This window comes from Amycolatopsis sp. 3B14 (genome assembly GCF_050958625.1).
GTDB lineage: Bacteria > Actinomycetota > Actinomycetes > Mycobacteriales > Pseudonocardiaceae > Amycolatopsis_E > Amycolatopsis_E thermoflava.
Window position 1 is genome coordinate 68,460 of the sequence record NZ_JBHZEN010000025.1, and the last position, 23,533, is coordinate 91,992.

Genomic DNA, 23,533 nt, shown 5'->3' on the forward strand with positions numbered 1-23,533 from the left:
GTCGTGGCGGACGATCCACCCAGGTCGGCGGCGTTGCCGGCGGTGCCCGAGCCTGGGCAGGTCGTCAACGTCCGAGGTTCGACGTGGGCAGTGGCGTCGGTCCGTCGGCAGGGCCTGCCACGCAGCCCTGCCGACGAGGGGGTCGCCGGCATCACCCACGCCGTCAACCTCCAGTCCTTAGAGGAGGACCGCCTGGGGCAGGAGCTCACCGTGGTGTGGGAGCTAGAAGTCGGGCATACCGTCGCGCCGGACCAGGGGCTGCCGGAGACCATCACCCCCGACGGGTTCGACGACCCGACCACGCTGGCAGCCTTCGTGGACGCCGTCCGCTGGGGCGCCGTGACCTCGGCGGACGCGGATTCCTACCAGGCGCCGTTCCGCAGTGGCGCGAACGTGGAGGCGTACCAGCTCGAACCGCTGCGACGCGCTCTCCAGTCGTCGCGGACGAATCTGCTGCTCGCCGACGACGTCGGCCTGGGCAAGACCATCGAGGCCGGACTCGTCGTCCAGGAGCTGCTGCTTCGGCACCGTGCCAGGTCCGTGGTCATCGTCTGCCCGCCCAGTCTCGCACTGAAGTGGCAAGACGAGATGCGGGAGAAGTTCGGCCTGGAGTTCGTGATCGTCAATAGCGCCCTGATGGCGCGGGTCCGGCGCAGCCACGGGCTGGCCGCCAACCCGTTCCGGCTGTTCCCCAGGGTGATCGTCAGCATGTCGTGGTTGCCCACCCTCCGGGCGCAGCGCCTTCTGCGCGACGTGTTCGCCGATGTGTCGGACACCAGGTCGGCGCGCCGCTTCGCCTTCGACGTGCTGGTGGTCGACGAGGCGCACCACGTCGCACCCGCGAGCCCGACCACTGCCCCCGGAGGGCGTGGCTACGCCGTGGATAGCCAGCGCACCATCGCGGCAAAGGCGCTGGCCGAGAAGTGCGAGCACCGCCTGTTCCTCAGCGCGACCCCGCACAACGGCTACTCGGAGTCGTTCACCGCGCTCATGGAGATGATCGACGGCCGCCGGTTCACCCGGGGCGCGACGCTGGACAAGCGTGCGCTGCGGGAGGTCGCGGTGCGCCGGTTGAAGTCAGAGCTGCCGGAGAAGGGGTTCCGCGCCCGGGAGCTGAAGCAGATCCCCTTCACCCTCGACGAGCAGGAGGAGCGCCACTTCGACCTGCTGGACCGCATCCTCACCGACAGCGCTCGTGCGAACGGCCGAGGGCATTCAGGCGGGCTCGTGGCGATGCTGCTGAAGAAGCGCTTCCTGTCCAGCCCTTGGGCCTTCGCCCGCACGCTGGAACTGTACGAACAGGCCGCCGACACGGGACGTCAACTCGACTTCGACGACGAGGACCAGTACTACACCGAGGTGCTGGGCAGCGGCCAGTCCGACGAGGAGGAGGGTGACGCCGAGCACCCCGAGTTCACCGCCCTGCGGCAGAGCAAGCGCTCCGACCCGCTGGTCGCCGCCACCGGCCGGGAGGTCGAGACCCTGATCGCCTGGGGTAGCCGGTACGAGAAGAGGCCGGACTCGAAGCTGGAGGCGCTGATCGGCTTCCTCGACTCGGTGTGCCGCCCGGACGGTCGCACGTGGACCAACGAGCGGGTGGTGGTGTTCACTGAGTACGCGGTCACCCTGGAGTGGATCGCGGACGTGCTGACCCAGCGCGGCTACGGCGACGTGCTGGCGACGATCCAGGGCTCCACACCCACCGAAGAACGGGAGCTCATCCGCGCCCGGTTCACCGCCCACCCGTCGAAGCACCCCGTGCGCGTGCTGGTGGCGACCGACTCCGCAGGCGAGGGCATCGACCTCCAGAACCACTGCCACCGGCTGGTCAACTTCGACATCCCGTTCAACCCGTCCCGGCTCGAACAGCGGATCGGCCGGATCGACCGGTACGGGCAGCGCGAAACCCCACAGATCTTCCAGTTCGTCCCCGACACCTCCGACGGCAAGTACGCGCGGGACGCCAGGTTCCTGGTCGAGCGGGTCGCGAACAAGATCGGGACGGTGGCCGCCGACCTCGAGTCGGTCAACCAGGTCGTACAGGACCACTTCGCGCCCGTGCCCGGCGGGCGCAAGGCGCGGCACACGGCCCCTGACGACGGCAACGCTGTCATCAACTCCACGCTTGCCGGCGGCCAGGAGCTCAACCGCAGGCTCACCGAGCTGTCCAGGACGTACGACGCTCGGAAGACGGAGATGCACCTGACTCCCGCCAACGCCCGCCGCGTGGTGGACACCGCTCTCACCCTCACCGCCCAGCCTCCCCTGGTGGAGGACTTCTCCTTCGCCGAGGACACCGACGCTCCGGTGTTCACCGTGCCGAACCTGGGTGCGGCGTGGCAGGTCGCCCTGCGCGGTCTGGACACCCGGTTGGAGCCGGGCAAGCCCCGTCCGATCACGTTCGACGACACGGCCGCGCGGGGAAGGCCCAATCTGGTGCACGTCCACCTCGGTCATGGGCTCATGCAGCGGGCCACGAGGGTGCTGCGCAGCGCGCTGTTCGGCGTGGACTCGCCGGTGAACCGCGTGACCGCGGTCGTCGCCGAGGAGCTGCCGGAGTCGTGCGTGGCCGCGGTGTCCCGACTGGTCCTGGTCGGCAGGGGTGGGCTGCGGCTGCACGAGGAGGTCTTCCTGACCGGCATCCGGATGCACGGCAACGCGATGGCCGAGCAGAAGGTGGAGGACGTGCTCGACGCCACCCTGGACGCCGAGGACCTCTCGCTGGCCGGCGAAGAGGTGCGCGCGGCGCTGAGCGAGATGTGGAACGCGGAGGGTTCCCGGCTGCGCACGCGGTTGGAAGCCGCGATGAGGCGCAAGGCGGAGGCGCGGCACACCCGGGTGACCGAGGACCTGGAACGCCGTCGGAGCTCCGACATCGCCCGCGTGCACGAGATCTTCGCCGCCTTCCGGGAGAACCTGCGGGAGTCCCGCGACCGACTGGCGGGCGAGATCCGCGCCGAGGAGGAGAAGCTGTTCACCGACGACCAGCAGGCCCAGCGCCGCCGCGACCTGCGCGCGATGGAGGACCGGCTCGCGGGCCTGGACGAGGAGGAACGGCGCGAGGTCGCCTCGATCGACGAGCGCTACCGGGACATCCGGCCGCACGTCTCCGCAGCCGCGGTCGTGTTCGCGCTGACCCCGGCGGACGCCGAGACCGGGCTGGTGCGGGCATGACGCGCCCCGCTCGCAAGTCCCCGCCCAACGGAGCCGACCTCCACCGCCGGTGGTTGGAGCTGGTCGACACCGACGGGCCCTTCCTGGCGCTGCCCGCGTTGAAACGGGTCTGGCCGCAGGGGATGCCACGACCGGACGCGGGTGCGGTAGCGGCCCTGAAGGACGCCAAGCCGGCGTTCGAGAAGGCGTGGGAGGACTGGGACCTCCGGCGGGACGACCAGGCCACGTTGGAGCTGTACCGGAAAGAGCGCGACGTCTGGGTGGAGACCGTCCTTCGTGACGTGTTCGGCTGGGGCGAGTCCTACCGGGCGGACTCGACCGCTGAGGTGCGCTCCCCCGACCACAGCGTGACCGTGCGCGCCAGCGGCGAGCTGGTCCACGGGGAGGCTGTCGGCGCGCTGGTGCTCGTGGTCGACCCGGTCGAGTCGCTGCGCGATCCGCTGGACGACGGGTGGGCCGCGTCTCCGGTCGATCGCATGGAAGAGCTGCTGCGCTCTTCCGGTGTGCCCATCGGTGTGGTCACCGACGGTCGCTGGTGGGCGATCGTCAGTGCCCGCAGGGAGACGATGGCCGCCTCGGGCATCGTGGATGCGCAGACGTGGATCGAGGAAGCACAGACGCGCGACGCGGTGATCGCGCTGCTCCAGCGCCGCAGGCTGGTCGGCGGCAAGCCCGAGGACCGGCTGACCGAGCTGTTCGGCGAGTCGGTCGCCGCCGCCGAGGAGATCACCGAGGCCCTGGGCACCCAGGTGCGCCGCGCGGTCGAGCTGCTCGTGCAGGCCCTGTCCGAGGCGGCGCTGAGCGCCGAGGACGACCCGCTGCCCGAGGACCGGGGCCAGGTGTACGAGGCGGCGGTGACTGTGATGATGCGGGTGGTGTTCCTGCTGTTCGCCGAGGAACGCGGCCTGTTGCCCCAGGGCGAACTGTTCTCCCTCGGCTACGGGATCAGCGAGGAGTTGGACGCGCTCGACACCCGCGTCCGCGAGGAGAGTGCCGAGGCCCTCGACAACACCTACCTGACCTGGCACCGCCTGCTCGCCACCTCCCTGGCGCTGTACCAGGGTGCGTCCTTCGAGGATGTCCGTCTGCCGTCGTACGGCGGCTCGCTGTTCGACCCGGGCCGCTTCCCGTTCCTGACCGCGCGGGGCCGGTCCGGTGGGCTTGCGATCACCGTATCCGACCGGGTGATGTTGGAAGTGCTGCGGGCCGTGCAGGTCGCCAAGATCAAGGGGCAACCCGCCCGGCGCATCTCGTTCCGCGATATCGACGTGGAGCAGATCGGCTACATCTACGAGGGCCTGCTGGGCTACTCCTGCGCCGAGGTCGACGAGGTGATGGTCGGCCTCATCGGGAAGGAGGGGGAGGAACCCGAGATCCCGTTGGCCGTGCTGGAATCCCTGGCCGAGACGAAACACACCGACACGGCACTTGCCGAAGCCCTGCTCGCTTGGGCGAAGGAGAACCAGCCCGCCGCCACCCCGCCGTCCAAGGCCGCGCTGGTTAAGGCGATTCGGGAGAGCTCGCAGGTCGAGGACGCGGAGCGGGCACTGCGCGCGGTCACGACGGACGAGGAATTGCGCGACCGGCTGCGGCCGTTCGTCGGAATCATCCGCCGAGACCTGCGCAACCGACCGCTGGTAGTCCTGCCGGGTGGTGTGCTGGTGGTGGAGACACCGTCGCGTGCTTCCGCGGGAGCGCACTACACGCCCAAGTCGTTGGCCGAGGAGGTGGTGCTGCACGCGCTGGAGCCGTTGGTCTACGACCCGGGGCCGCACCAGATGGCGGATCGGGACGCCTGGGTGCCGGTGTCGTCGGACCGCATCCTCGACCTGAAGATTGCCGACATCGCGTGCGGCTCAGGCGCGTTCCTCGTGGCGGCGGCGCGATACCTCGCGGCGCGGCTGGTGGAGGCGTGGCGGAGTGAGGGCGTCGCCATCGGCACCCCGCACGACCAACAGACCCATGCCCTCCGGACCGTGGTGGCCAACTGCTTGTACGGGGCGGACATCAACGGCATGGCCGTGGAAATGTGCAAGCTCTCGCTGTGGCTGGTGTCGCTGGATGCCAAGCTGCCGTTCTCCTTCGTGGACGACAAGATCCTGCACGGCAACTCGCTGCTGGGAATCACCGACGTGCGGCAGTTGAGGTTCCAGCACATCGATCCCGATTCCGTGCGGCAGATGCCGCTGTTCCAGCCCGATGTGGACGGCGTCCTGGCCCGGGCGGTGCGATTGCGCGAGAAGCTGGCCACCGAGGTCGACAACGCCGACCCGCAGCGGTCCGCGACCACCAAGCGCCGTCAGTGGGGCGAGTACCGGGAACTGGTCGCCCGCCTGAATGAGATCGGTGACGCCGTGATCGCCGCCGGACTGAGGCACGGCGGCAAACCGGGCAAGAAGCTCAACACCGAGTACGAGAACCTGCGCATGGCGCTGAGCGACGCCTACGCGCCCGGCGGCGACCGCGCCATGTTGGACGGGATTCTGAGCGCGGGACTGACCCCGACCGTGCGCACCGATTACGAACGCTGGAAGCCGCTGCACTGGCCTGTGATGGTGCCGGACGTGATGACGCGCGGCGGTTTCGACGCAGTCATCGGAAACCCTCCCTTCCTGGGCGGGCAGAAGCTGACAGGCACGATGGGCACCAACGTCCGGGACTGGTTCGTGAACGCAATCGCGGGCGGCACGAAGGGCAGCGCCGACCTCGTCGGGTACTTCTTCCTGCGAGCGAGAACACTGCTCAACTCTCGTGGCAACCTCGGGCTCATTGCCACCAACACGGTCGCTCAGGGCGACACCCGCGAGGTGGGGCTGGACCGGATGGTCGCCGATGGCTTCACGATTACGCGGGCGATCCAGAGCAGGTCTTGGCCAGCGTCCAGCGCCAACCTGGAATACGCGGCAATGTGGGGCACGCAGGGCTCGGTCGCGGCTGGGGTTCCACGAGTAGCGGATGATGTAGAGGCGGAGCGCATTTCAACCCTGTTGGAGCCCGTGGGGCGGGTAGAGGGACCACCGGCCCGCCTCGCCGAGAACACCGGCATTGCCTTCAAGGGTTGCTACGTTCTAGGTTTGGGGTTCGTGCTGGAGCCTGATGAAGCCGCCGCATGGATAGAATCTGACGTTAGTAATAGTGATGTTCTGTTTCCCTACTTGAACGGAGAGAACCTTAACTCGCGCCCTGACACTTCGTCATCTCGATGGATAATTGATTTCAATGATCGGCCCGAAGTTGAAGCCAGAAAGTATTCTCTTCCATTTCTTCGTGTCTATGAAAAAGTGCGACCTCAGCGGCTATCGAATAATCGAGCAGTTTACGGCAAGTATTGGTGGCAGTATGCCGAAAAACGCCCTGCAATGCGTGCAGCAATTGCTAGCCTGAACGCGGTTATCGTAATCGCTCAAACTAGTAAGACGCTGCGGCCGATGCTAGTCGCTAACCGCTTTGTTTATGACCAAAAACTGGTGGTCTTCGCTGAAGGTTCTCATTCCCAGCTTGGCATTCTGTCGTCGACAGTGCATCAGATGTGGGCAATTAAGTATGGATCGACTATGCGGACCGACGCGGTTTATACCCCGTCCGATGTGTTCGAGACCTTCCCGCGCCCAGAGCCGACCGAGCAGCTGGCGGAGGTTGGGCGGGTGTTGGACGGCGAGCGGCGGGAGATCATGCTTCGGCGGCAGCTTGGGTTGACCAAGCTGTACAACCTGGTCAACGACCCCGGCACCGCCAACTCTGACGACGCGGACGTGGCGCGGATGCGGGAGATCCACGTCGAACTGGACCGCTCCGTGATGGCCGCCTACGGCTGGGATGACGTGCCGCTCGACCACGGTTTCCACACCTACCGGCAGATGACCCGCTGGACCGTCAGCCCGGCAGCCCGCGTGGAGATCCTGGACCGGCTGCTCGAAGAGAACCACCGCCGCGCCGCAGCCCAGGGAGAGGCCCCGCCTCCCGCGGAAGAAGACGAGGGTGACGAGTGACCGCGCCGCACGAGCGTGAACAGCAGTACCGCCTCGCGCACGAGCCGGACGGGACGTCGCTGACAGTTCGGGAGAACCTGGTCGACATCCTCGAACGGGAACTCCTCGGGCCTGCCAACGGTCCCGAGGAGGTGCTCGACGGCCCGCCGGACGTGGTGTACCTGGTCGGGCGGATCGCGCCGTTCAAGCTCAAGACGGGGCGTGACGACCCGTCGGACGCCGAAGAGGATGAGGCCGCCACCGATGTCGGCGACGCCTTCGACGCCGAGCAGGTGCAGGGCGTTCCGGTGACCGCCGTGGACGAGAGCGGTGCGGGCGCCGACGAGGACGAGGTCGAGGACCAGCCGCAGCAGCGCGGTTTGATGATCCCGGCGTCGATGGGCCTGCGCTGCCAGATTCCCGACGACCTTGCAGAGTTCACCGTCACCGCCTCGTGGGGCCAGTACGAGCCGGTGAAGGACAAGGAGAGCAAGGTCCGGCGGTACAAGCGCACGCCGATCGAGTTCGTCAAGAAGGTCGTCGTCGCCGACCTCGACCCCACGCGGACGACGACGATCCACCTCCGCGACACCGTGGTGCTGCGCATCGACCGGTACGACGACGTCACGGACGGCAAGCGGTTGATCGAGGTGGCCCTGTGCAACGACCGCGTGGCGCCGCGCAAGATCCCGGTCAACGCTTGGCTGTACCAGACGAAGGTGCGGGTCGACGCGGGCGGTGAGGAGGTGTTCCTGCCGGTGACCGACCGGCTCACCGACACCCGCGAGGAACGCGACGACGAACTCCGCAGGCTCAACCTCCAGTACCGCGACCGGCTGGAGTTCGCGATCGGCCGCACCTGTTCCGTCGACTGGGAGTCGTCCGCTGGAAGCAGGCGGGCGAGCGCCGTGTGGACGACCTGGCTGCCGACCGCCGAGACACCGCAGACCACCGCCGAGGAGATCGGGTCGGCGCTACTGGACATGCGCGCGTTGACCACCGCGACCGAGGAAGAGTTGCGCGCCGGGCTGGAACCCATCGTCAGTGGGTACGCGGCCTGGCTCGACGGAGAACTCGCCCGTGCGCAAGCACTGCCGGAGCACCTGCGCGAGGACGGGATCGAACTCGTCGAGGAGGCGCGGCAGGTCCAGGCACAGCTCGCCGCCGGGCTGGAGCACCTGCTCTCCGACCAGGAGGCGCTGCGCTGCTTCCGGTTCATGAACCAGGTCATGGCCGATCAGCGAATCCAGTCGCAGGTGGCGCAACGGCGGGCGAAGAACCCGCGGGAGACGATCGAACAGGCGCGGACCGCTGTGCTCGCGCAGGGCCCGAAGGCGCACTCCTGGCGGACGTTCCAGCTCGCGTTCGTGCTGATGCAGTTGCCGATGCTCACCGACCCCGCCGCCGAGCGCCGCTCCGGCGGTGACCCGAAGGCGCAGTTGCTGTTCTTCCCGACCGGCGGTGGCAAGACCGAGGCGTACCTGGGTCTTGCCGCGTACACGTTCGCGATCCGCCGTCGACAGGGCGTGGTGTCCACACCGGACGGGCCGCTCGACGGCAACTCCGGCGTGGCGGTCCTGATGCGCTACACGCTGCGGCTGCTCACCGCGCAGCAGTTCCAGCGCGCCACAGCCCTGGTCTGTGCGGCGGAGGTTGCCCGCCTCGCCGACGTGGGTACGTGGGGCGCCGAGCCGTTCCGGATCGGGTTGTGGGTTGGGACGGACGTCAGCCCCAAGCGGTTCGACGAAGCCGAGGCGCAGCTCACCCGCGCCAACAACGCCGGTGCCGGGTACCGGCTGACGGTGTTGCAGATCCAGCGCTGCCCGTGGTGTGGAACCAAGATCACGTCCAAGGACGTCGTAGCCAGGGCCGAGACGCGACGGGTGCACGTGTATTGCGGTGACGACCTTGCCGACTGCCCCTTCGCCGAAGGCGGCGATTCGCCCGAGGGTCTGCCGGTGCTGACGGTGGACGAGGAGATCTACCGCCTGACCCCGTCCTTCGTGATCGCGACCGTCGACAAGTTCGCACGGCTGGCGCGGGAGGGCGAGGCGGCGTCGCTGTTCGGGTACGTCTCGCGGCGGTGCGAGCGGCACGGGGTGGTGCACCCCGACTACAAGTACTGCGAGATCAAGGACGGCAACAAACACCCCGCCAAGGATGGTCTGCCGGCAGCGGCCGTACGCCCCGCGAACCGTCTCCGCCCGCCGGACCTGATCATCCAGGACGAGCTGCACCTGATCACCGGCGCGCTCGGCACCACGGTCGGGCTCTTCGAGGTCGCGATCGACGTCATGAGCACGTGGCGTACGGCCGGAGGGCAACCGGTCCGCCCGCTGCTCGTCGCCTCGACCGCCACCGCGCGCAACGCCGCCGACCAGGTCAAAGCGCTCTACGGGCGGGATGTGACAATCTTCCCCCCGCAGGTCCTCGACGCGGGACGGACGTTCTTCTCCAAGGAGGAGAAGATCTCCGCCGAGTTCCCGGGGCGACGGTACATCGGGCTGTCCACCGCGGGTGTGCGTCTGACCACCGCCGAGATCCGGGTCGCCGAGGTCCTGATGGCGGCGGGCCAGTTGCTGCTCGACCGGTCCGGCGAGGCCGCCGATCCGTACATGTCGCTGGTGGGCTACTTCAGCGCGACCCGCGAGTTGGCCGGCATGGCGCGGTACATGGGAGACGACATCCAGACGGCGCTGTCGAAAGGCCGTCCGTGGTCGGCGCTGCCGAGGCGGACCGGGACCAACTTCGGGGCGCTGCACGTCGCCGAGCTGACTTCGCGGGTGGCGAGCGCGGACATCACCGCCACCCTGGACCAGATGGCCGTGGGTTTCTCCACCGTGTTCGACTCCACCGCGGGCAAGCGGGAGATCGTGGCGCTGCGCGAAGCGAAGAAGCCCGTGCCGACCCGCGAGGTCAGCCCGTTCGACGCGGTGCTCGCGACGTCCATGCTGCAGGTGGGTGTGGACGTGACCAGGCTCGGGCTGATGCTGGTGGTAGGGCAGCCGAAGAACACCGCCGAGTACATCCAGGCGTCGTCCCGCGTCGGGCGCGACGCCGCTCGCCCCGGTCTTGTGGTGTCTTTGGGAAACTGGGCCAGGCCGCGCGACCTCGCCCACTTCGAGCAGTTCCGGCACTACCACGAGACGTTCTACGCCCAGGTCGAGGCTTTGTCGGTCACGCCGTTCTCCGCAACCTCCCTGGACCGAGGTCTGGACGGTGTCCTCGTCAGCGCCGTGCGCGTCCTCCAGGCGGCTGAGGCGCAAGGGCTATCCCCCGAGCACAACGCCGGTGCTGTCGGCGGACGCCGGGACGTCGTCGCCGAGATCATCGACGCTTTGGTGGACCGGGTGCTGCGGGCCGCGGACGAGGAGACCGCGCTGAGGACGTCCCACCTGCTGCGCAACCGGCTGGACAACTGGGAGAAGCGCCGCCGGTTCCTGGCCGACCACCGCAAGGCCCTTGTCTACGAGCGGGTCACCGACGACACCAGGCACGACGCGTTGATGATGAGCGCGGAGAACGCCAAGTCCCGGACCGGTTCGCGAGACGCGCCGCCGTTCGTGGTGGCGAACTCGATGCGGGAGGTGCAGCCGGAGATCAACCTCCTGGTGAGCCCAGTGAAGGAGAACCTCGTCTACATCGCGCCGCCCGGAGCGCCGCGCTGGCAACCGCCCTCGGAGCCCTGATGACCACCGACACCAGGTTCGTCTACGACCCCGCGACGGCCGTCGACCCGTTGGGCGACGCCGAGAAGGAGGCCGAGAAGGCGACCAAGTACAACCGCGCCAAGGTCGGCTCCGGCCGGCCGTCGTCGTTGCTCTACACCTACGGCCCCGGCGCGATCATGGACCTGCCGCAGTTCACGATCATGCCCACCGGCTTGGACGACTGGGACCGGATCTGGAGGCGGCGCGACAACCCCCCGGAGATCCGCGCACCGCGCCTGCGCGACGTGGTGGCGAAGCTGCTCCGCTCGAGGGACGTGCGGCTGCGCCCGCACCCCAACCAGGCCAAGAAGATCAGCTTCTCCACCGAGGGCAACGACCTCGGCGTACCCGCGCGGGTCTTCCCGCAGTGGATGCGGTGCACGGGTTGCGACATGCTCGGCAGCCTGTCGCAGTTCGCCTACACCAACACCCACCCATTCCGGGCCGACCTCGCGTGCTTCGAGCACGCCAAGTGCACCGGACGCGCGGGCAACCGCAGCCGCAAGCCCGTGCGGCGCACGGCCGTGCCGGCCCGGTACCTGCTCGCCTGCGTAGACGGCCACCTCGACGAGTTCCCCTACGACGAGTGGGTCCACCACTGGTCGCCCTGCCCGAACGCGGAGTTCCCCGCGCTGAAGATGGTCGATCGCACCGCTGGCAAGGGCGCGTCCGCCGTCATCGGCTGCGAGTCGTGCGGCACGCGACGACCGATGAACGAGGCCCAGGGCGAAGCGGGGCGCGCCAAGCTGCCCGGCTGTCGAGGTCGTCACCCGCACCTGGACGCGTTCGAGCCGAACGGTTGCCGCAACGAGACGCGGCTGATGCTGGTGGGCGCGTCGAACCTGTGGTTCCCGGCGACGCAGTCGATCATCGTCATGCCGGAGTCCCAGCAGGAGACCACGGGGGACCTCGCCGTCCGCATCCGCACCGTGCTCGGCACCAGGCTCGCCAAGTACGCCGACGACCTGGACACCTTGCGCGACGTGCTCGAAGGCAAACCGGGCAGTCCGCCGGACCTCGCGACGATTCCCGACGACAAGCTCGCCCAAGCGGTCGCCGCCGCGCTGGCGCCTGGCGAGTCCGACGAGGAGCTGGACCGGTGGCGCGAGGACTGGGACCCGGTGGACCTCCTCGTCCCGGAATGGCAGTACCTGCTCAAGGACCCTCTCGGGTTGCGGCACGAGGACGAGGCGAGCGGCCTGACGCTGTCCCGTCGCGAACGTGACCCGTCGCTGCGTCCGCAGATCACGCGGGTGCTTGCGGTCGAGCGCCTGCGCAAGGTTAACGCGCTCGTCGGCTTCACCCGGATCGACGACATGGACCGCGTCGGCGACCTCTCGCGGCGGCTCGTCCCACTCGCCAGGGCGGAGCGGCCCGCGTGGACGGTCGCCACCGAAGACCGGGGGGAGGGTGTGTTCCTCCAGCTCGACGAGTCCGCGGTGGCCGAGTGGGAGGCGAAGGTCGAGCGCGACCCGGTCTGGCTCGCCCACCGCGAGGCGCACCGGCGCAACTTCGAGCGGCGCTTCTCCGAGACCGCGAAGGTGGTGGACCCCGACACCCGCCTGCGACCGCCGCGCTACTGGCTCGTGCACACCTTCGCGCACGTGCTGATCAGGGAAATGGCGATGAAGTGCGGCTACTCGGCCGCGAGCCTGTCCGAACGTCTCTACGCCTGGCCGGAGACCGACAGCCGTCCGGCGGCGGCTGGTCTGCTGATCTGCACGACAGCCTCCGACAGCGACGGAACCCTCGGCGGCCTGGTCCAGCTCAGTGAGCCTGAGCGGCTGGAACGCGTGGTGTCAGGAGCGCTCTATCGGGCTCAGCGCTGCTCCTCCGACCCGATCTGTGCCATGCGCACACCCCAGGACGCGGAGGACTTCCTGCACGGCGCCGCCTGTCACTGCTGCGCGATGGCGTCGGAGACGTCGTGCGAACGAGCGAACCGGTTCCTGGACCGGCGATTCCTCGTCGACCTCCCCGGGAGCGGCCTTGGGTTCTTCGGTCGAGTGGATTGACCCGGCGTCGGCCCGCGAGCTGGGAGAACGGCTCACGGGAACAGAGGCCGGTCTGGTCGCCGACCGCCTCTCCCGGGGCGACACGCTGACCAGTGCTGTGCGCGCCGTAGCCCAGAGCCAGCGCGGACGTGTTCGGGAGTTGCTGCGGGAGGGGTCCATACCTGCCCGAATCGCCGTGCTGCGCGCTGTCGAGGGCGCGCGGTCGGCACCGACCGCGGCTACGCCCCTCTGGACGATGCCAGGCCACCTGGCTCGCGGCGGGCCGCTCACGGCGTCGTCTCCGCACTTGGTGGACGCCGCTCGTCATTCCGTGACGTGCTCGACGTTCAATTTCCAGCGGACCTCCGGTCTGTGGGCGGCGCTGCGCCGGGCGGCGCAGCGTCCCGGCGTCGCGGTCCGGGTGTACCTCGACGCGTCGGCCTCCGGCCGGGGCACGCCGACCGCCGCCGAGGTGGCGGCCCACCTCGCTCCCGCCGTGGTCCTGCGAACGGTCGAGTTCAGTGGTGCGGTGGTGCGCAACCACGCCAAGTTCGTCGCTGTCGACCACCGGTTCTTGCTGGTGTCCAGCGCGAACTTCTCGTGGAGCGCGGAGTACGGCAACGTCGAGTTCGGGGTACTGCTCGATGACTGCAACCTCACCGAGGCCGTGGAGCGGCAACTGCATGATGTCGAGGACACCCTCTACGAGGTCGTGCGTTGACGGCTGTGCCCACGCAGAATCCTCTCTCCGTCCTACCGACCCGCGGAGCCTGCTCCGGCCGCGAGGTCCGACAGCAGCAGGGCGAGCACCCGCTCCTCGTGCACCGGCGACCGTGCGAGGTCGTAGGCGACCCGTAACCCGGCGACAGCAGCCGCGAGGTCACTGGGGGCGTCGTGGTGACCGCTCAGGCCGCACTCCTCGGCATAAGTTCGCGCGTTGAAACGCCACGACAGCGCGCCTGACGCCACGGAGAGCACCTGGTCGGCGATGGTGAACCCGGCCGGGTCGAAGTCCGCCCGCGCGTGGATCGTGCAGCCGGCGGTGGCGAGTCCGGCGAGGAGGTCGAGGGCGGCGCCGGAGGCAATACCGTCGGTGCACACCAGTGATGGGCAGGTTGGGCCGAGCGCGTCGGCGGCGGCTTCCGCGATGGTGGGGTTCTCGCAGACGAAGACGTCGCTCGCGGAGGCGGTCCAGGCGCTCGTGAGCGAACGAAGCGTCAGCCAGACGGGCTCGCCGGGAGCGGCGGCGCACAGCCTCGCGGCCGGGGATTCACCGGTCAGTGGGAGGTTCAACACCAGCACGCGGGAGGACACGCCGTCGCACATCACCCCCGCGGCGGCCCACGCCGCACGCCAGGCTCGGCCGGCGCGTTGTGGTCGGGGCAGGTCGTGCTCGATTGCCAGGAGACGGGCCACTCCGCGTCCCGGTTGCCGATCGGCATCGAGCGCGTGGGCGTCATGCAGGGTGTCTGCTGCAAGTTGGGCGAGCCTCGTCCCGCTGCTCGTAATGCGCAGTCTGGTGAGGACGGTCGCCACCTGTTCGGCCAGGGCCTGGAGCTCACCGGAGCCCGGCCGCGGTAAGCCGGTGTCGGCCAGCCACCGCTCCACAGCGTGTGCGGCCACACCCGACTCGGTTAGGTGCATGGCGGCGCGGGCGTGTTCAGCGGCTGCCACGGCTTGGGCTCGGCTGCGGTGAGCCTTGTCGGGTTCGATCTGTTCGCCGTGCAGTGCCTCGACGAGCCCGCGCACGGTCAGGTGGTGTTCGGCCAGCCTCACCGCGAGGTCTTGGAGGCGGACGCGTTTACCTGATAGTTCCCATCGGGTGCCGAGCAGCAGCGCGACTTCCCGACGCTGCTCCGCGGTCAACTCGACGCCGGTGAGCGTTCCCGTTTCGGTGCGGTGCCCGCGCCTGGCCCGGACGTGGACGGCGTCGAGTACAGCCGCAGGACCTGGGAGGCGTGCCCAGTCCTCGATACCGGGCGGGATCGTGTTCGTCACTCGACGTCCGCCTCGGCGAACAGGCCGTCCGCCGCCAGCAGCGCCTCGTCGGCGCGCACGTCGGAGATCGGCAGCGCGACCGCGGTCCACTCGCCGCCGCACCAAAGGTACGGAACGGCGTCGACTCCGGGCAACCCTTTGCACCTGGCCAGGTCGTACACGGCCACCGCCGGGACGGTCGGGTACTTGCACCACTCGTCGTGCGCGGTCAGCATCACGTCCAGGTCGAAGCTCACCGTCAGACCCATAAACGACGCCTTGATCTCCTCGTCCACGCCGGTCATCGCCTCGTCCAGCCACACGCAACGCGGGGCGTGCCCACCGGCCGCGTTGTAGGCGACGACCGCGGCGGCGAACAGCGGCTGGGACAGCAGCACGACCTTCTCGCCACCGGACTTGGCACCGTGCTTGGCGGCGTCGAACGGCACCCAGCGGCTGGTCGACCCGGGACGGTACTGCAGCGAGATTTTCAGCCAGCCGCGGTAGTCCAGCGCGGTGGACAGTTGCTCGCGCCAGTCGGCGGAGCCCCCGGCCGCAGCGTCCGCCCTGGCGGTGTCGATCTTGCGGGCGAGGAAGGAGCGCACGGTCTCCTGGCGTGCTGGTGAGAGTTGTTGGTAGCCCTGGGTCAGCGCGTCCACGACGGTGCCCGCGTCGGGGTCGGTGGGGTCGGGTTCCCACTTCAGTTGCACGGCGTTGCCGTGCCGGGTCGGGTGGTTGGTCAACTGCTTGTTGATCTCGGTGAAGGTCCGGGCGGTGTAGTCCAGCCGATCCTTGAGGTGCTCGATGAACGTGGAGCCGAGCAGGGTGGTCAGCACCCGTTGCTGTTCGAAGTCGAACGCGTTCTCCTGCGCGCGTACCTGGTCGGCGAGCAGGTCGGCGGCGGCCGAGGGCGCCTGCCAGCCGGCGGAGCTGTCGGCCAGGATGACCACGCGCTGGATCGCGCCGTCCTGCTCCGGCTCCTGCACGCGGGCGTCGCGATCGGGCAGCAGGTCCTGTCGCAGTACTTCGAGCTTGCTGTAGCAGAGCCGCCAGGCGCGGTCCTCGTCGCCCGGGTCCGGTAGTTCCCGGCGTGCGGCGCGGGTCGACTCGCGCGCGGACTCCACGCTTCGGCGTTCCGGTTCCTCCAGTCCGAGGGGCTGCGCGAGGCCGGCGTCGTAGACCTCCCACCACGCCGAGAGCGCGGCATCCCGCCTGAGTTCCGCGCCTCGACGCCGTTCCTCGTGCCGGTCGAGTGTTTCTTCGGCTCGGGTGACCGTGACCAGCGCCTCCGCGAGTCGTTTCCCGAGTTCGTCGAGTTCGTGGTCGACCCGCTCGACCAGACGGTCAAGCTCGACGCGACGGTTCAACTGCGCGTGGACATCGCTGGTGAGTGCCTCTTCCGCGGTGCGCAGGCGTACCTCCGCTTTCCGCTTCCGCCCCCGCAGGTCGTGCAGTTCGGCATCGACGCCGGCGAGCCTGCGCTGAGCGGCGGCCAAGTCGTTTCGCATGCGTGTGAGGGTCGCTGTGCGCAGGTCGAGCAGTTCCTTTCGGCGGGCCAATTCGTCCACGGCCTGGTGGTAGTCCCGCAAAGCAGTGTCGTGGAGTGCCAGGTCGTCCAGCGGAAAGGCGTGCTCGCCCGCATACGCAGAGAAGTCCGCCCAGGCGGTGTCCCTGGCAGCTTCGTTCGCACGGTGGGTGTTCCTGGCCGAGACCGCCCTGCGTTCGCTGTCGGCTGCTTGCCGTTCCCTCTCCCGCAAGGTGGTGACGGCGTCGGTGACCACACGCTCGCCCGGAAGCCTCGTTGACTCCTCGGCGAGGCGGCGCAGGTCGTCGTCGAGTTCTCCGATCCTGACTTCGATCGCGCTGGTCGATTCCTCCAGCGCTGCCAGTCGGGTTCGCAGCCGGTCGATCTCCCGCTGCCTTGCGGACTCGCGGGCGGTGGCCCCCAGGTAGGAGGCGGGTCGGGCCACCTCAGCGCGTCCGGACAGGGCGGCACACCGCCACGTGCCGTCCGCCGCCAACCAGGTTCCAGCCGCATCGCCGCCGGGGCGTGAGTCGTGCCAGCCGATTGACGTGAGCACGGCGTGGATGGCGGTCTGCTCGACACCGCCAGCCGGGGTGGGCTCCAGAACCCGCGTCAGGTTCGCGTCAACTCGCGTTTCACCGGTGCCCACCACCGTGTCCGCTTGTTCCCCGCCTGCGAGGGTGATCAGCTCGCCATTGGCGCTCAGCCAGGCGTCGAGCACACCTGCGGCGGCCAGGGTAGCCTCCAACAGGTCGACCTCGTCCGTCGACAACTCACCGACCGGCTGCACACACCGCCAGAACGGCGCGCCCAGCTCGCTGTCCGGCTCAGGCCGATCGCGACGGCGCCACGAGTCCGGAGGGGTCGGCGGGCGCTCCGTCCGGTCGAGCACCCCGGCCAGTTCCGCCGTGACCTGCTCGTGTTCCGCCAAGAGAGCACCATGCTCGTGGACCAGTGCCGCGCGTTGCGATCCCATCGTATCCCGAACGCCCTCGACGTGCCGGGCGACCGCTGCCGCGGGGGAGACACTGCGTTGTTCGGCTGGAGCACCCGTGGGGTCAACGGCGGTCAGCTCGGACACCAGGTCACACCAGTATTCGACGGTTCGCTCGTCGGCCTTGGCGAGGACGACGCTCGTGTTCCACTCCCGGAGTTGCCTGCGCAGGGTGTCCACTGCAGTCTCGACGCCGTCGCGCGCCAGTTCCCGCTGTTCGGCGGCCCCGTTGAGGTCCGACTCCCGGTCGGCCAGCAGGTCGGCCGAACGCGCCGCGTTCGATTCGGCTCGGTCGAACTCCGCACGCAACTGCTGCAACCGGGTGAAGCGCTCTCGGCGGACCGAGAGGTCGGCGCGCAACGCGGGCACGTCACGAGCGGGCAGGTGCCGTGCAACCGACTGGTGCAGTCCGGCGGGGCGTCCGGCGGTCTCGACGCGTTCGGACGCCCGAACCACATTCGATTCGGCTTGCTCAGCGGCGGAGGCGGCGTCTACCTCCGACTCGGCGACCTCCGCCACGTCCTCAGCCGCCCCTGCGTGGCGCTCGTCGACCCCCACGAGTTGCTCGGTCAGGGCACCGAGCTGATCGCGAAGCCCTTCGACGCGGCTCGCCGCGCTCACGGCATCCTGGAAAGCCTGGCTGTCCAGCAACTCGCGCAGTTCCGTACCGAGGTCGACGCGGTGCGTCCGTGCCCGGCTAATGTCCTTGTTCAGCTCGTCAGCTTCACCGCGGGCGGCGGCCAAGGCGGTTTCCGCAGCTCGACGGTCTTTGGTGGTGCCGTCCAGCTCAGTGGTTGCCGCGGTCAGCGCGTCGGCGCGGTGGCGCACGACGATGCGCGCCCAAGGGGTCCAACCGCTGCGCACGAACCCCGCCAGCCGCACGGCCGCACTGCGGGTTTCCTCCACGGCCGTTCGCAGCTTCTCCAGGTTGTCCCACCCGTCCGCGAGCTGGGTGATCTCTGCGGTAGCGAGCGGGGGCAGGGCCGCCCGCAAAGTTTCCGCCAGGCTGGTGGGGTTGAGCCGTTCCCCCAGCTTGGGCTTGCGCAGTTGCTTGAGCAGCTCGGTCAGGTTGTCGTAAGCGTCGGAACCCAGTCCGAACAGTTCGGAGGCCACCCTGGCGCGGTATCGCGCGGCGCTGTCGGGCACCGTGACGCCGGGGACCTTCTTGAGCTCTTTCTGGTCGATCGGCCGATCGGCCGTGGACAACTTCAGGTCGCGTCCCGGGCGCAGGTGAGTGATCAGATGCCACGTGGTCACCGCGGAGGTGCCACTGCCGCGACGGGCGCTGACACCCAGCCCGCAGACGAAGAACCGCGCCGTGCCCTCGTCGTCGAGCCTGCCGAACTCGGCCCAGGCATAGCCCAGACCGGCGTCCGAAGGCGGACGAGGGTCGTCATCCTCACCCGTGGGCAACAAGTTGAAGCGCATCGTGCGGTGCTGAGAACCGAACGGGTCGAGCACGGACGCACCGATCTCACCGCGCAGCAGCATCAGCGTCGTCAGTTCGAGCACCTTGGTCTTGCCGGCCCCGTTGCCGCCGCGCAGCACCAGACGGCCGTCGGCGAACCAGAACTCCGCCTGGTCGTACTCCCACAGGTTGACGATGCCCACGCGCAAGGGCTGCCAGCGGTGGAGACTCGGCTCCGGTAGGCCGCCCGTCATGGCCGCCGCCAGCCACCGCTCGCGGTCAGGTCCTGGTCGGGTCAACCTTCGCCCTCCTCGTCAAGCCTCGCGTTGATGGCCACCACCCGCGGGTCACGGTAGCGGGCCGCTGCGGCTGTCAACCGCCATCTGTCCGGTCCTCCGGTCGGACGCAACAGGTCCAGCGCACCCAGCAGATCCCGTGCCGTGGATCCCATGGCGTTGCCCACGCGCAAGTCATTGGTCATCGCCTTGGAGTGCCGCTCCAGGACCGCAGTGGCCGCTGCACCCAGCTCGTCGGCTGTGACTACCGAACCCGCACCGCACGTCCGCACCAGCTCGTCAAGAACCATCAAGGCGGCGAAGTCGGCGGCACGCAGCCTCGGGAACGGCAGGTCCGTGTCCGCCTCATCGGCGGCGATGAGCGCCATCCCTTCCGCGCGTTGTTCGACCACCCAGCCGGTCATCTCAGCGCACCAGGTCAGGACGCGGTGCCGCTGACCGGTCAAGTAGAACCGCTCTGCGTCGGTGAGGTCCTCGTGCAGCACCACGGGCAGTTCGACCAGCTTGCGCATCAAGCCGATCCGCGCCGCTGCCTCGTGGGGCGCTCCAGCATCGTGTCTTCCGGTCAGGGCGGCGCGCAACGCGGCAGGGTCCACCAGGCGCAGCACCAACTCGCGGCGGACTTCGTAGGCACCGCCGATCGCGTCACGGCGGTGCGCCCACCCCTCGCGCTGGTCCCCGTCATCACGACCAGTCGGCCGCAGCGCCCCCACGGACACCAGCAGTTGTACTGCTTTAACGAACAGCGTGCGCTCGGCGAACCGGTCGGGGTCGTAGTGGGCGAGCTCGACGTCCTCGTGCGTGGAGAGCACCCGGACCCGGTAGGACAGGTCCTGGGTGGTGGTGATGTCCTCGGCATCCTCGGCCGCGGCGGCAGCCAGGATTGCCAGCACGAGCACGCGCCGGGTCGGCGGCCTGAACCGTCGGGGCGCGACGACGGCACCGTCAAGGGGAAGCCGGAACAACCGGGCTGCGGAGTCGGTCACCACCAGTCGGTAGCCGAGACGTTGGGCGAACCACTCGCTCAACGTCGCCCGGTGTACCCGCACCAACGGCCATATCTCGGGGTGGGTGCGCAGGTCGAGTACCGGCGAGCGCAGCAGGGCGGTGAACGCCCGCTGCCGGTCGGCAGCCTCGCGGTTCACGCGGGCTCCATTTCGAAGTACCAGTTCAAGCTCGTCATGCTGCCACTGTCGGCGCGCAGGCTCGTGGTGTCGTGCGCCTGCGGTGGTCGGCGCAGCGTGATCCGCCACCGGCCGTCTCCGGTCACCGCGCTCTCCGACCGTGTGCGCCGCACGACGCCGACGAACTCCAACAGCAGGTCCAGTTCTGCGTCGGTGATCTCGCCCCAGTCGGCCAGGTGCGTTCCGGAACGCCGGCGCAGCGCTGCCTCCGCGCCGCTGCGGGCGGCTTGGGCGGCGAGCCTGGCCCGGCGGGCGGCGCCCTTGCCGGCCGAGTAGTCCGGGATCTTGGTCCGCCTGCCGACTGCAGCGCGAGCACCTTGTTCGCGGAAACGGGCGGTGACCGGCGCGGGTGGGGCGTTGATCCAGCTCAAGTCGCTGTCGTCAGCGGAGTCCGACGCCAGCAGCAGATGGCGTGCGGAGTACGCCCCGACTGCGGTGTCCCAGATCCGCCACGCGCTCTCGTCGTCGTGAGCGCGTTCGACCGCGACGGCCAAGGCCAGGAGTTCAGCGCGGCGGGTGACCGCGCCACCGGTGTCCAACAGGAGGTTCATGTTGCGCGCCCACGGAGCGACCAGGTCACGCAGTTGGCGCCGCAGCCTCCGGGCCTGGCTGTCGGCACCGCCGAACCAGGAACCCAGGGCCTCCCAGGTGTGCTCCCAGCGGCGTGCCTGGGAGGCCACCACCTCGTCGTCCGCATCGGTGTCCAACGCGGCGCGAACGCACGCCCGCCACACGTCGGGGGTCAATAGCGCGTCGAGCTCGACCACCAGCTCCGCGATCCGCGGTGTGTGGACATCGACCTGTTCCCCCCACATGCCGATGTAGGAACGCAACGTCTGCCACAACAAGTCCTGCTTGGCTTGGTCCGGGCCACCCGACAGGGCGTGGGCCAACGTGCGCTGCCACCCGCGAGCCGCCGTGGCCATCGCCTGGTGCATGGCGCCGACCTGCTGGAACTCCGTCGCCGCGACGGTGAACACCGGCTGGCGAATCGCCTCCGCGAAGGCGATCAGCCGTTCGTGGATGGCACGCGGTGCCAACGTGAGATCACCCGCGGCCTCCTCGGTGTCGTCGACCGACGACCAGAAGATGTGCAGACCGGCTGCTCTCGGCGTGAGCTGGTACCGGTCACGCCGACGCAGGAAGTCCTCCCCAGAGCGTGCGGGTTCCTGCCAGCGGGTCAAAACCCGCCACTGCACCAACCGCTCCAACCGCGCGTCCAGGTGCAGGACCTCGGGAGCAAGCAAGCGGTCGACTACGTCGGCCGGCACCTGCCCGGCGAGGCGAGCGCGAACCCCGGCAGCCACCTCGTCGTAGGACAACCCGGTCAGGCTCGTGTCCTGCTGGGCCAGCAGGACGTCGACGATCACCCGGTACTGCGCCGCGAACCGCGAGGTCAGGTAGGCCGGGACGAGTTCCTGTCCCGGAAGTACGGCCGACCACGGATCCGCGGGCGCCTCCGTCTCCGGCATCTCGTCGTGGTCGATCACGCGCCCAGGGTACGAACACAGGACGCCGCCCTGGGGACATCAGCGACACATCACCCGTTCTGATCAATCCCGCCCATCGAACGGCCCTGTGGGCGCGTTGGTAGTGAGATGTCCCCCGTTCCCCGGAAAGGCTCCTCTCCGATGCATCGTTCTCCCCTTCTCACCTGGACGTGATCGAGCGGCGGTTCCTGGCGATGACCGCCGGTCCGCAGCCGCTCACCCTCGACTGCGCGGCACTGGGATGCGGACTGCCCGCCGAGGTGCTGCCACTGGACGAGGTGCGCGTGCGGTTGCTGAAGCGGCAGACGAGCTGGGTGACCAAGGACGCCGTGTGGCAGGAATTGGTGCGACGGGCACACGCGGAGCCGGAGCCGTGGACGACGGTGGCCGCCGCCATGATGATGCCGGGCCTGAAGCACATCGGCGGCAAGCTCGGTTCCCGGTTCCCGGTTCCCGGTTCCCCGGCGACCGCAACGACCTGGATTCCGCTATCCTCGAAGGTTTCCTCCAAGCGCTCGACGTCGCCGACGCGCAATCCCGGAAGGTGTACGGGCAGCTCTACTGGGCCGCGTTCCGACGTGCGCACGAGGTCTGCAACAGCGAACGGCGACGGGCGATGACGCGATCCGAACTCACCGACGTCGCCGACCGCCGTCCGGCAGGCGGCCACCCGGACCTCGTGCTGGCCGGCGCCATGCTCTCCGGCGTCGTCACGCCGCAGCAGGCCGACCTCGTCTCAGAAGTCCTCCTCGACCACGACAATCGGACGACCGCGGCCAAGCGACACGGCATGAGCCGCTACCAGGTCGCCTCCGAACTCACCACCGCGTCCCGACGCCTCACCGACTACCTCCTCGGCGGCCCTCTCCGTCCGGCCGCATGACCACGCCCATGGCGCTGCGTGCACCGAAGTGGCACATGCACGCAGCATGTCGAAACGCAGACCGAGAAGTCGACTGGATCGACGCCGAGGCAGGAAGCGTGGCGGCGGCCGACTGCAAGGAGATCTGTCGCCTGTGCCCGGTCCGCCTCACCTGTGCCATCACGGCACTCACCACCGACGAGAGCTACGGCGTGTGGGGTGGAATGGAGCAGGTCGACCGCGAAGCACTGAGACACGCCGAGGTTCAGGTCGCGGCTTGAACACGGCACCCGACCCGACGCAGCGGACCCGCCGCCGGCAGCCTGGCGAAGCTGTGGAGGTCGTCTGCGGGATCGATCTCGTTGACGGCTCCGAAGCTGAGCGCCTTGGCCTGCAACAGGCGGCGGTCATCCGCGACGTATTGCTGTGGTGCCGGCAACAGCGCGTCACCGGACGCGAGTGTCACCTGACTGCTGCAAGAGGAAACTGGCCTGCACGACCAAGCATCCGCTCTGAGATCGCTGGTCAGGCCGGTTCCCATCCTTTGGCGCTACTGCCGGGGGCACTTCTCCTCGTGGGCGTCCATGTCCGCATCACCGCCGATGCGCTGCGCAACAGGCGTCCGTACGGCGCGCCGCCGTCTGTCGCCATCACGTCGCGGCGTTGACGATGACGGTCGTGACCGGCCGGCGTGCTGCGCCGATCGTCGGGCTCGGCAGGGACACGGGTCGCGGATGCAGGCGGTGAGTCTGGGGTTGGTGAAGACGACGGCGCCGCGGATGTGAGCATGGTGGATGGGCGAGGTCGTCCCGATCGGTGAACGGCGATGTGTTGATATTCGGGCCGAGATACCTGCTAGTGGGGCCGGGTGTTCCGCGTGTGAACTAGCAGGACCGACATGCAGCAAAGTTCGAACGGGATCCCGGGGCGGAACTCGGCCGACCAGGATGA

13 protein-coding genes are annotated in these 23,533 nt (G+C 69.1%); 9 read left to right on the top strand and 4 right to left on the bottom strand.

The window, feature by feature from the left end; all coding sequences use genetic code 11:
• Nucleotides 1-42 precede the first annotated feature (42 nt).
• The 5 genes from drmD to drmC are packed head-to-tail and all read left to right on the top strand — an operon-like array spanning nt 43 to nt 13,567.
• Entirely contained in the window at nt 43-3,174 is a 3,132-nt protein-coding gene (gene drmD, locus ACCP09_RS15955; protein ID WP_433747608.1) for a DISARM system SNF2-like helicase DrmD, read from the top strand.
• Between the two features lie 53 nt (nt 3,175-3,227).
• Nucleotides 3,228-7,163, top strand: a complete 3,936-nt coding sequence (locus ACCP09_RS15960; RefSeq protein ID WP_433747402.1) for an Eco57I restriction-modification methylase domain-containing protein — start codon at nt 3,228-3,230, stop codon at nt 7,161-7,163.
• On the top strand, nt 7,160-10,831 hold the full coding sequence (gene drmA / locus ACCP09_RS15965; protein ID WP_433747404.1) for a DISARM system helicase DrmA: 3,672 nt from the start codon (nt 7,160-7,162) through the stop codon (nt 10,829-10,831). The genes ACCP09_RS15960 and drmA overlap by 4 nt, the downstream gene beginning before the upstream one ends.
• On the top strand, nt 10,831-12,867 hold the full coding sequence (gene drmB, locus ACCP09_RS15970; RefSeq protein WP_433747407.1) for a DrmB family protein: 2,037 nt from the start codon (nt 10,831-10,833) through the stop codon (nt 12,865-12,867). Before drmA ends, drmB begins: the two co-directional genes overlap by 1 nt.
• Nucleotides 12,842-13,567 carry a DISARM system phospholipase D-like protein DrmC gene (gene drmC / locus ACCP09_RS15975; RefSeq protein ID WP_433747410.1) on the top strand — a complete coding sequence of 242 codons (726 nt, stop codon included), beginning with the start codon at nt 12,842-12,844 and terminating at the stop codon, nt 13,565-13,567. The genes drmB and drmC overlap by 26 nt, the downstream gene beginning before the upstream one ends.
• 32 nt (nt 13,568-13,599) lie before the next feature.
• On the opposite strand, the gene ACCP09_RS15980 is transcribed toward drmC, so the two are convergent.
• From ACCP09_RS15980 to ACCP09_RS15995, 4 genes are read right to left on the bottom strand one after another with little or no spacing between them, the layout of a single operon-like run.
• Complete coding sequence (locus ACCP09_RS15980) at nt 13,600-14,844, bottom strand: DUF2399 domain-containing protein (RefSeq protein WP_433747413.1); 1,245 nt, start codon at nt 14,842-14,844, stop codon at nt 13,600-13,602.
• A complete protein-coding gene (locus ACCP09_RS15985) occupies nt 14,841-19,004 on the bottom strand; it encodes a TIGR02680 family protein (RefSeq protein WP_433747611.1) in 4,164 nt (1,387 codons plus the stop codon). Before ACCP09_RS15985 ends, ACCP09_RS15980 begins: the two co-directional genes overlap by 4 nt.
• A 41-nt stretch (nt 19,005-19,045) precedes the next feature.
• On the bottom strand, nt 19,046-20,191 hold the full coding sequence (locus ACCP09_RS15990) for a DUF2398 family protein (protein ID WP_433747416.1): 1,146 nt from the start codon (nt 20,189-20,191) through the stop codon (nt 19,046-19,048).
• Nucleotides 20,188-21,702, bottom strand: coding sequence for a DUF2397 domain-containing protein (locus ACCP09_RS15995; RefSeq protein WP_433747614.1), 1,515 nt, complete (start codon nt 21,700-21,702; stop codon nt 20,188-20,190). Before ACCP09_RS15995 ends, ACCP09_RS15990 begins: the two co-directional genes overlap by 4 nt.
• 188 nt (nt 21,703-21,890) lie before the next feature.
• On the opposite strand from ACCP09_RS15995, the gene ACCP09_RS16000 reads away from it, so the two are divergent.
• From ACCP09_RS16000 to ACCP09_RS16015, 4 genes are read left to right on the top strand one after another with little or no spacing between them, the layout of a single operon-like run.
• Nucleotides 21,891-22,340 carry a hypothetical protein gene (locus tag ACCP09_RS16000; protein ID WP_433747419.1) on the top strand — a complete coding sequence of 150 codons (450 nt, stop codon included), beginning with the start codon at nt 21,891-21,893 and terminating at the stop codon, nt 22,338-22,340.
• Entirely contained in the window at nt 22,337-22,603 is a 267-nt protein-coding gene (locus ACCP09_RS16005) for a hypothetical protein (protein ID WP_433747422.1), read from the top strand. The genes ACCP09_RS16000 and ACCP09_RS16005 overlap by 4 nt, the downstream gene beginning before the upstream one ends.
• Nucleotides 22,600-22,863: a WhiB family transcriptional regulator gene (locus ACCP09_RS16010; protein WP_433747425.1), complete on the top strand. Its 264-nt coding sequence runs from the start codon at nt 22,600-22,602 to the stop codon at nt 22,861-22,863. Before ACCP09_RS16005 ends, ACCP09_RS16010 begins: the two co-directional genes overlap by 4 nt.
• Complete coding sequence (locus tag ACCP09_RS16015) at nt 22,860-23,249, top strand: hypothetical protein (protein ID WP_433747428.1); 390 nt, start codon at nt 22,860-22,862, stop codon at nt 23,247-23,249. Before ACCP09_RS16010 ends, ACCP09_RS16015 begins: the two co-directional genes overlap by 4 nt.
• The last annotated feature ends 284 nt before the right edge of the window (nt 23,250-23,533 follow it).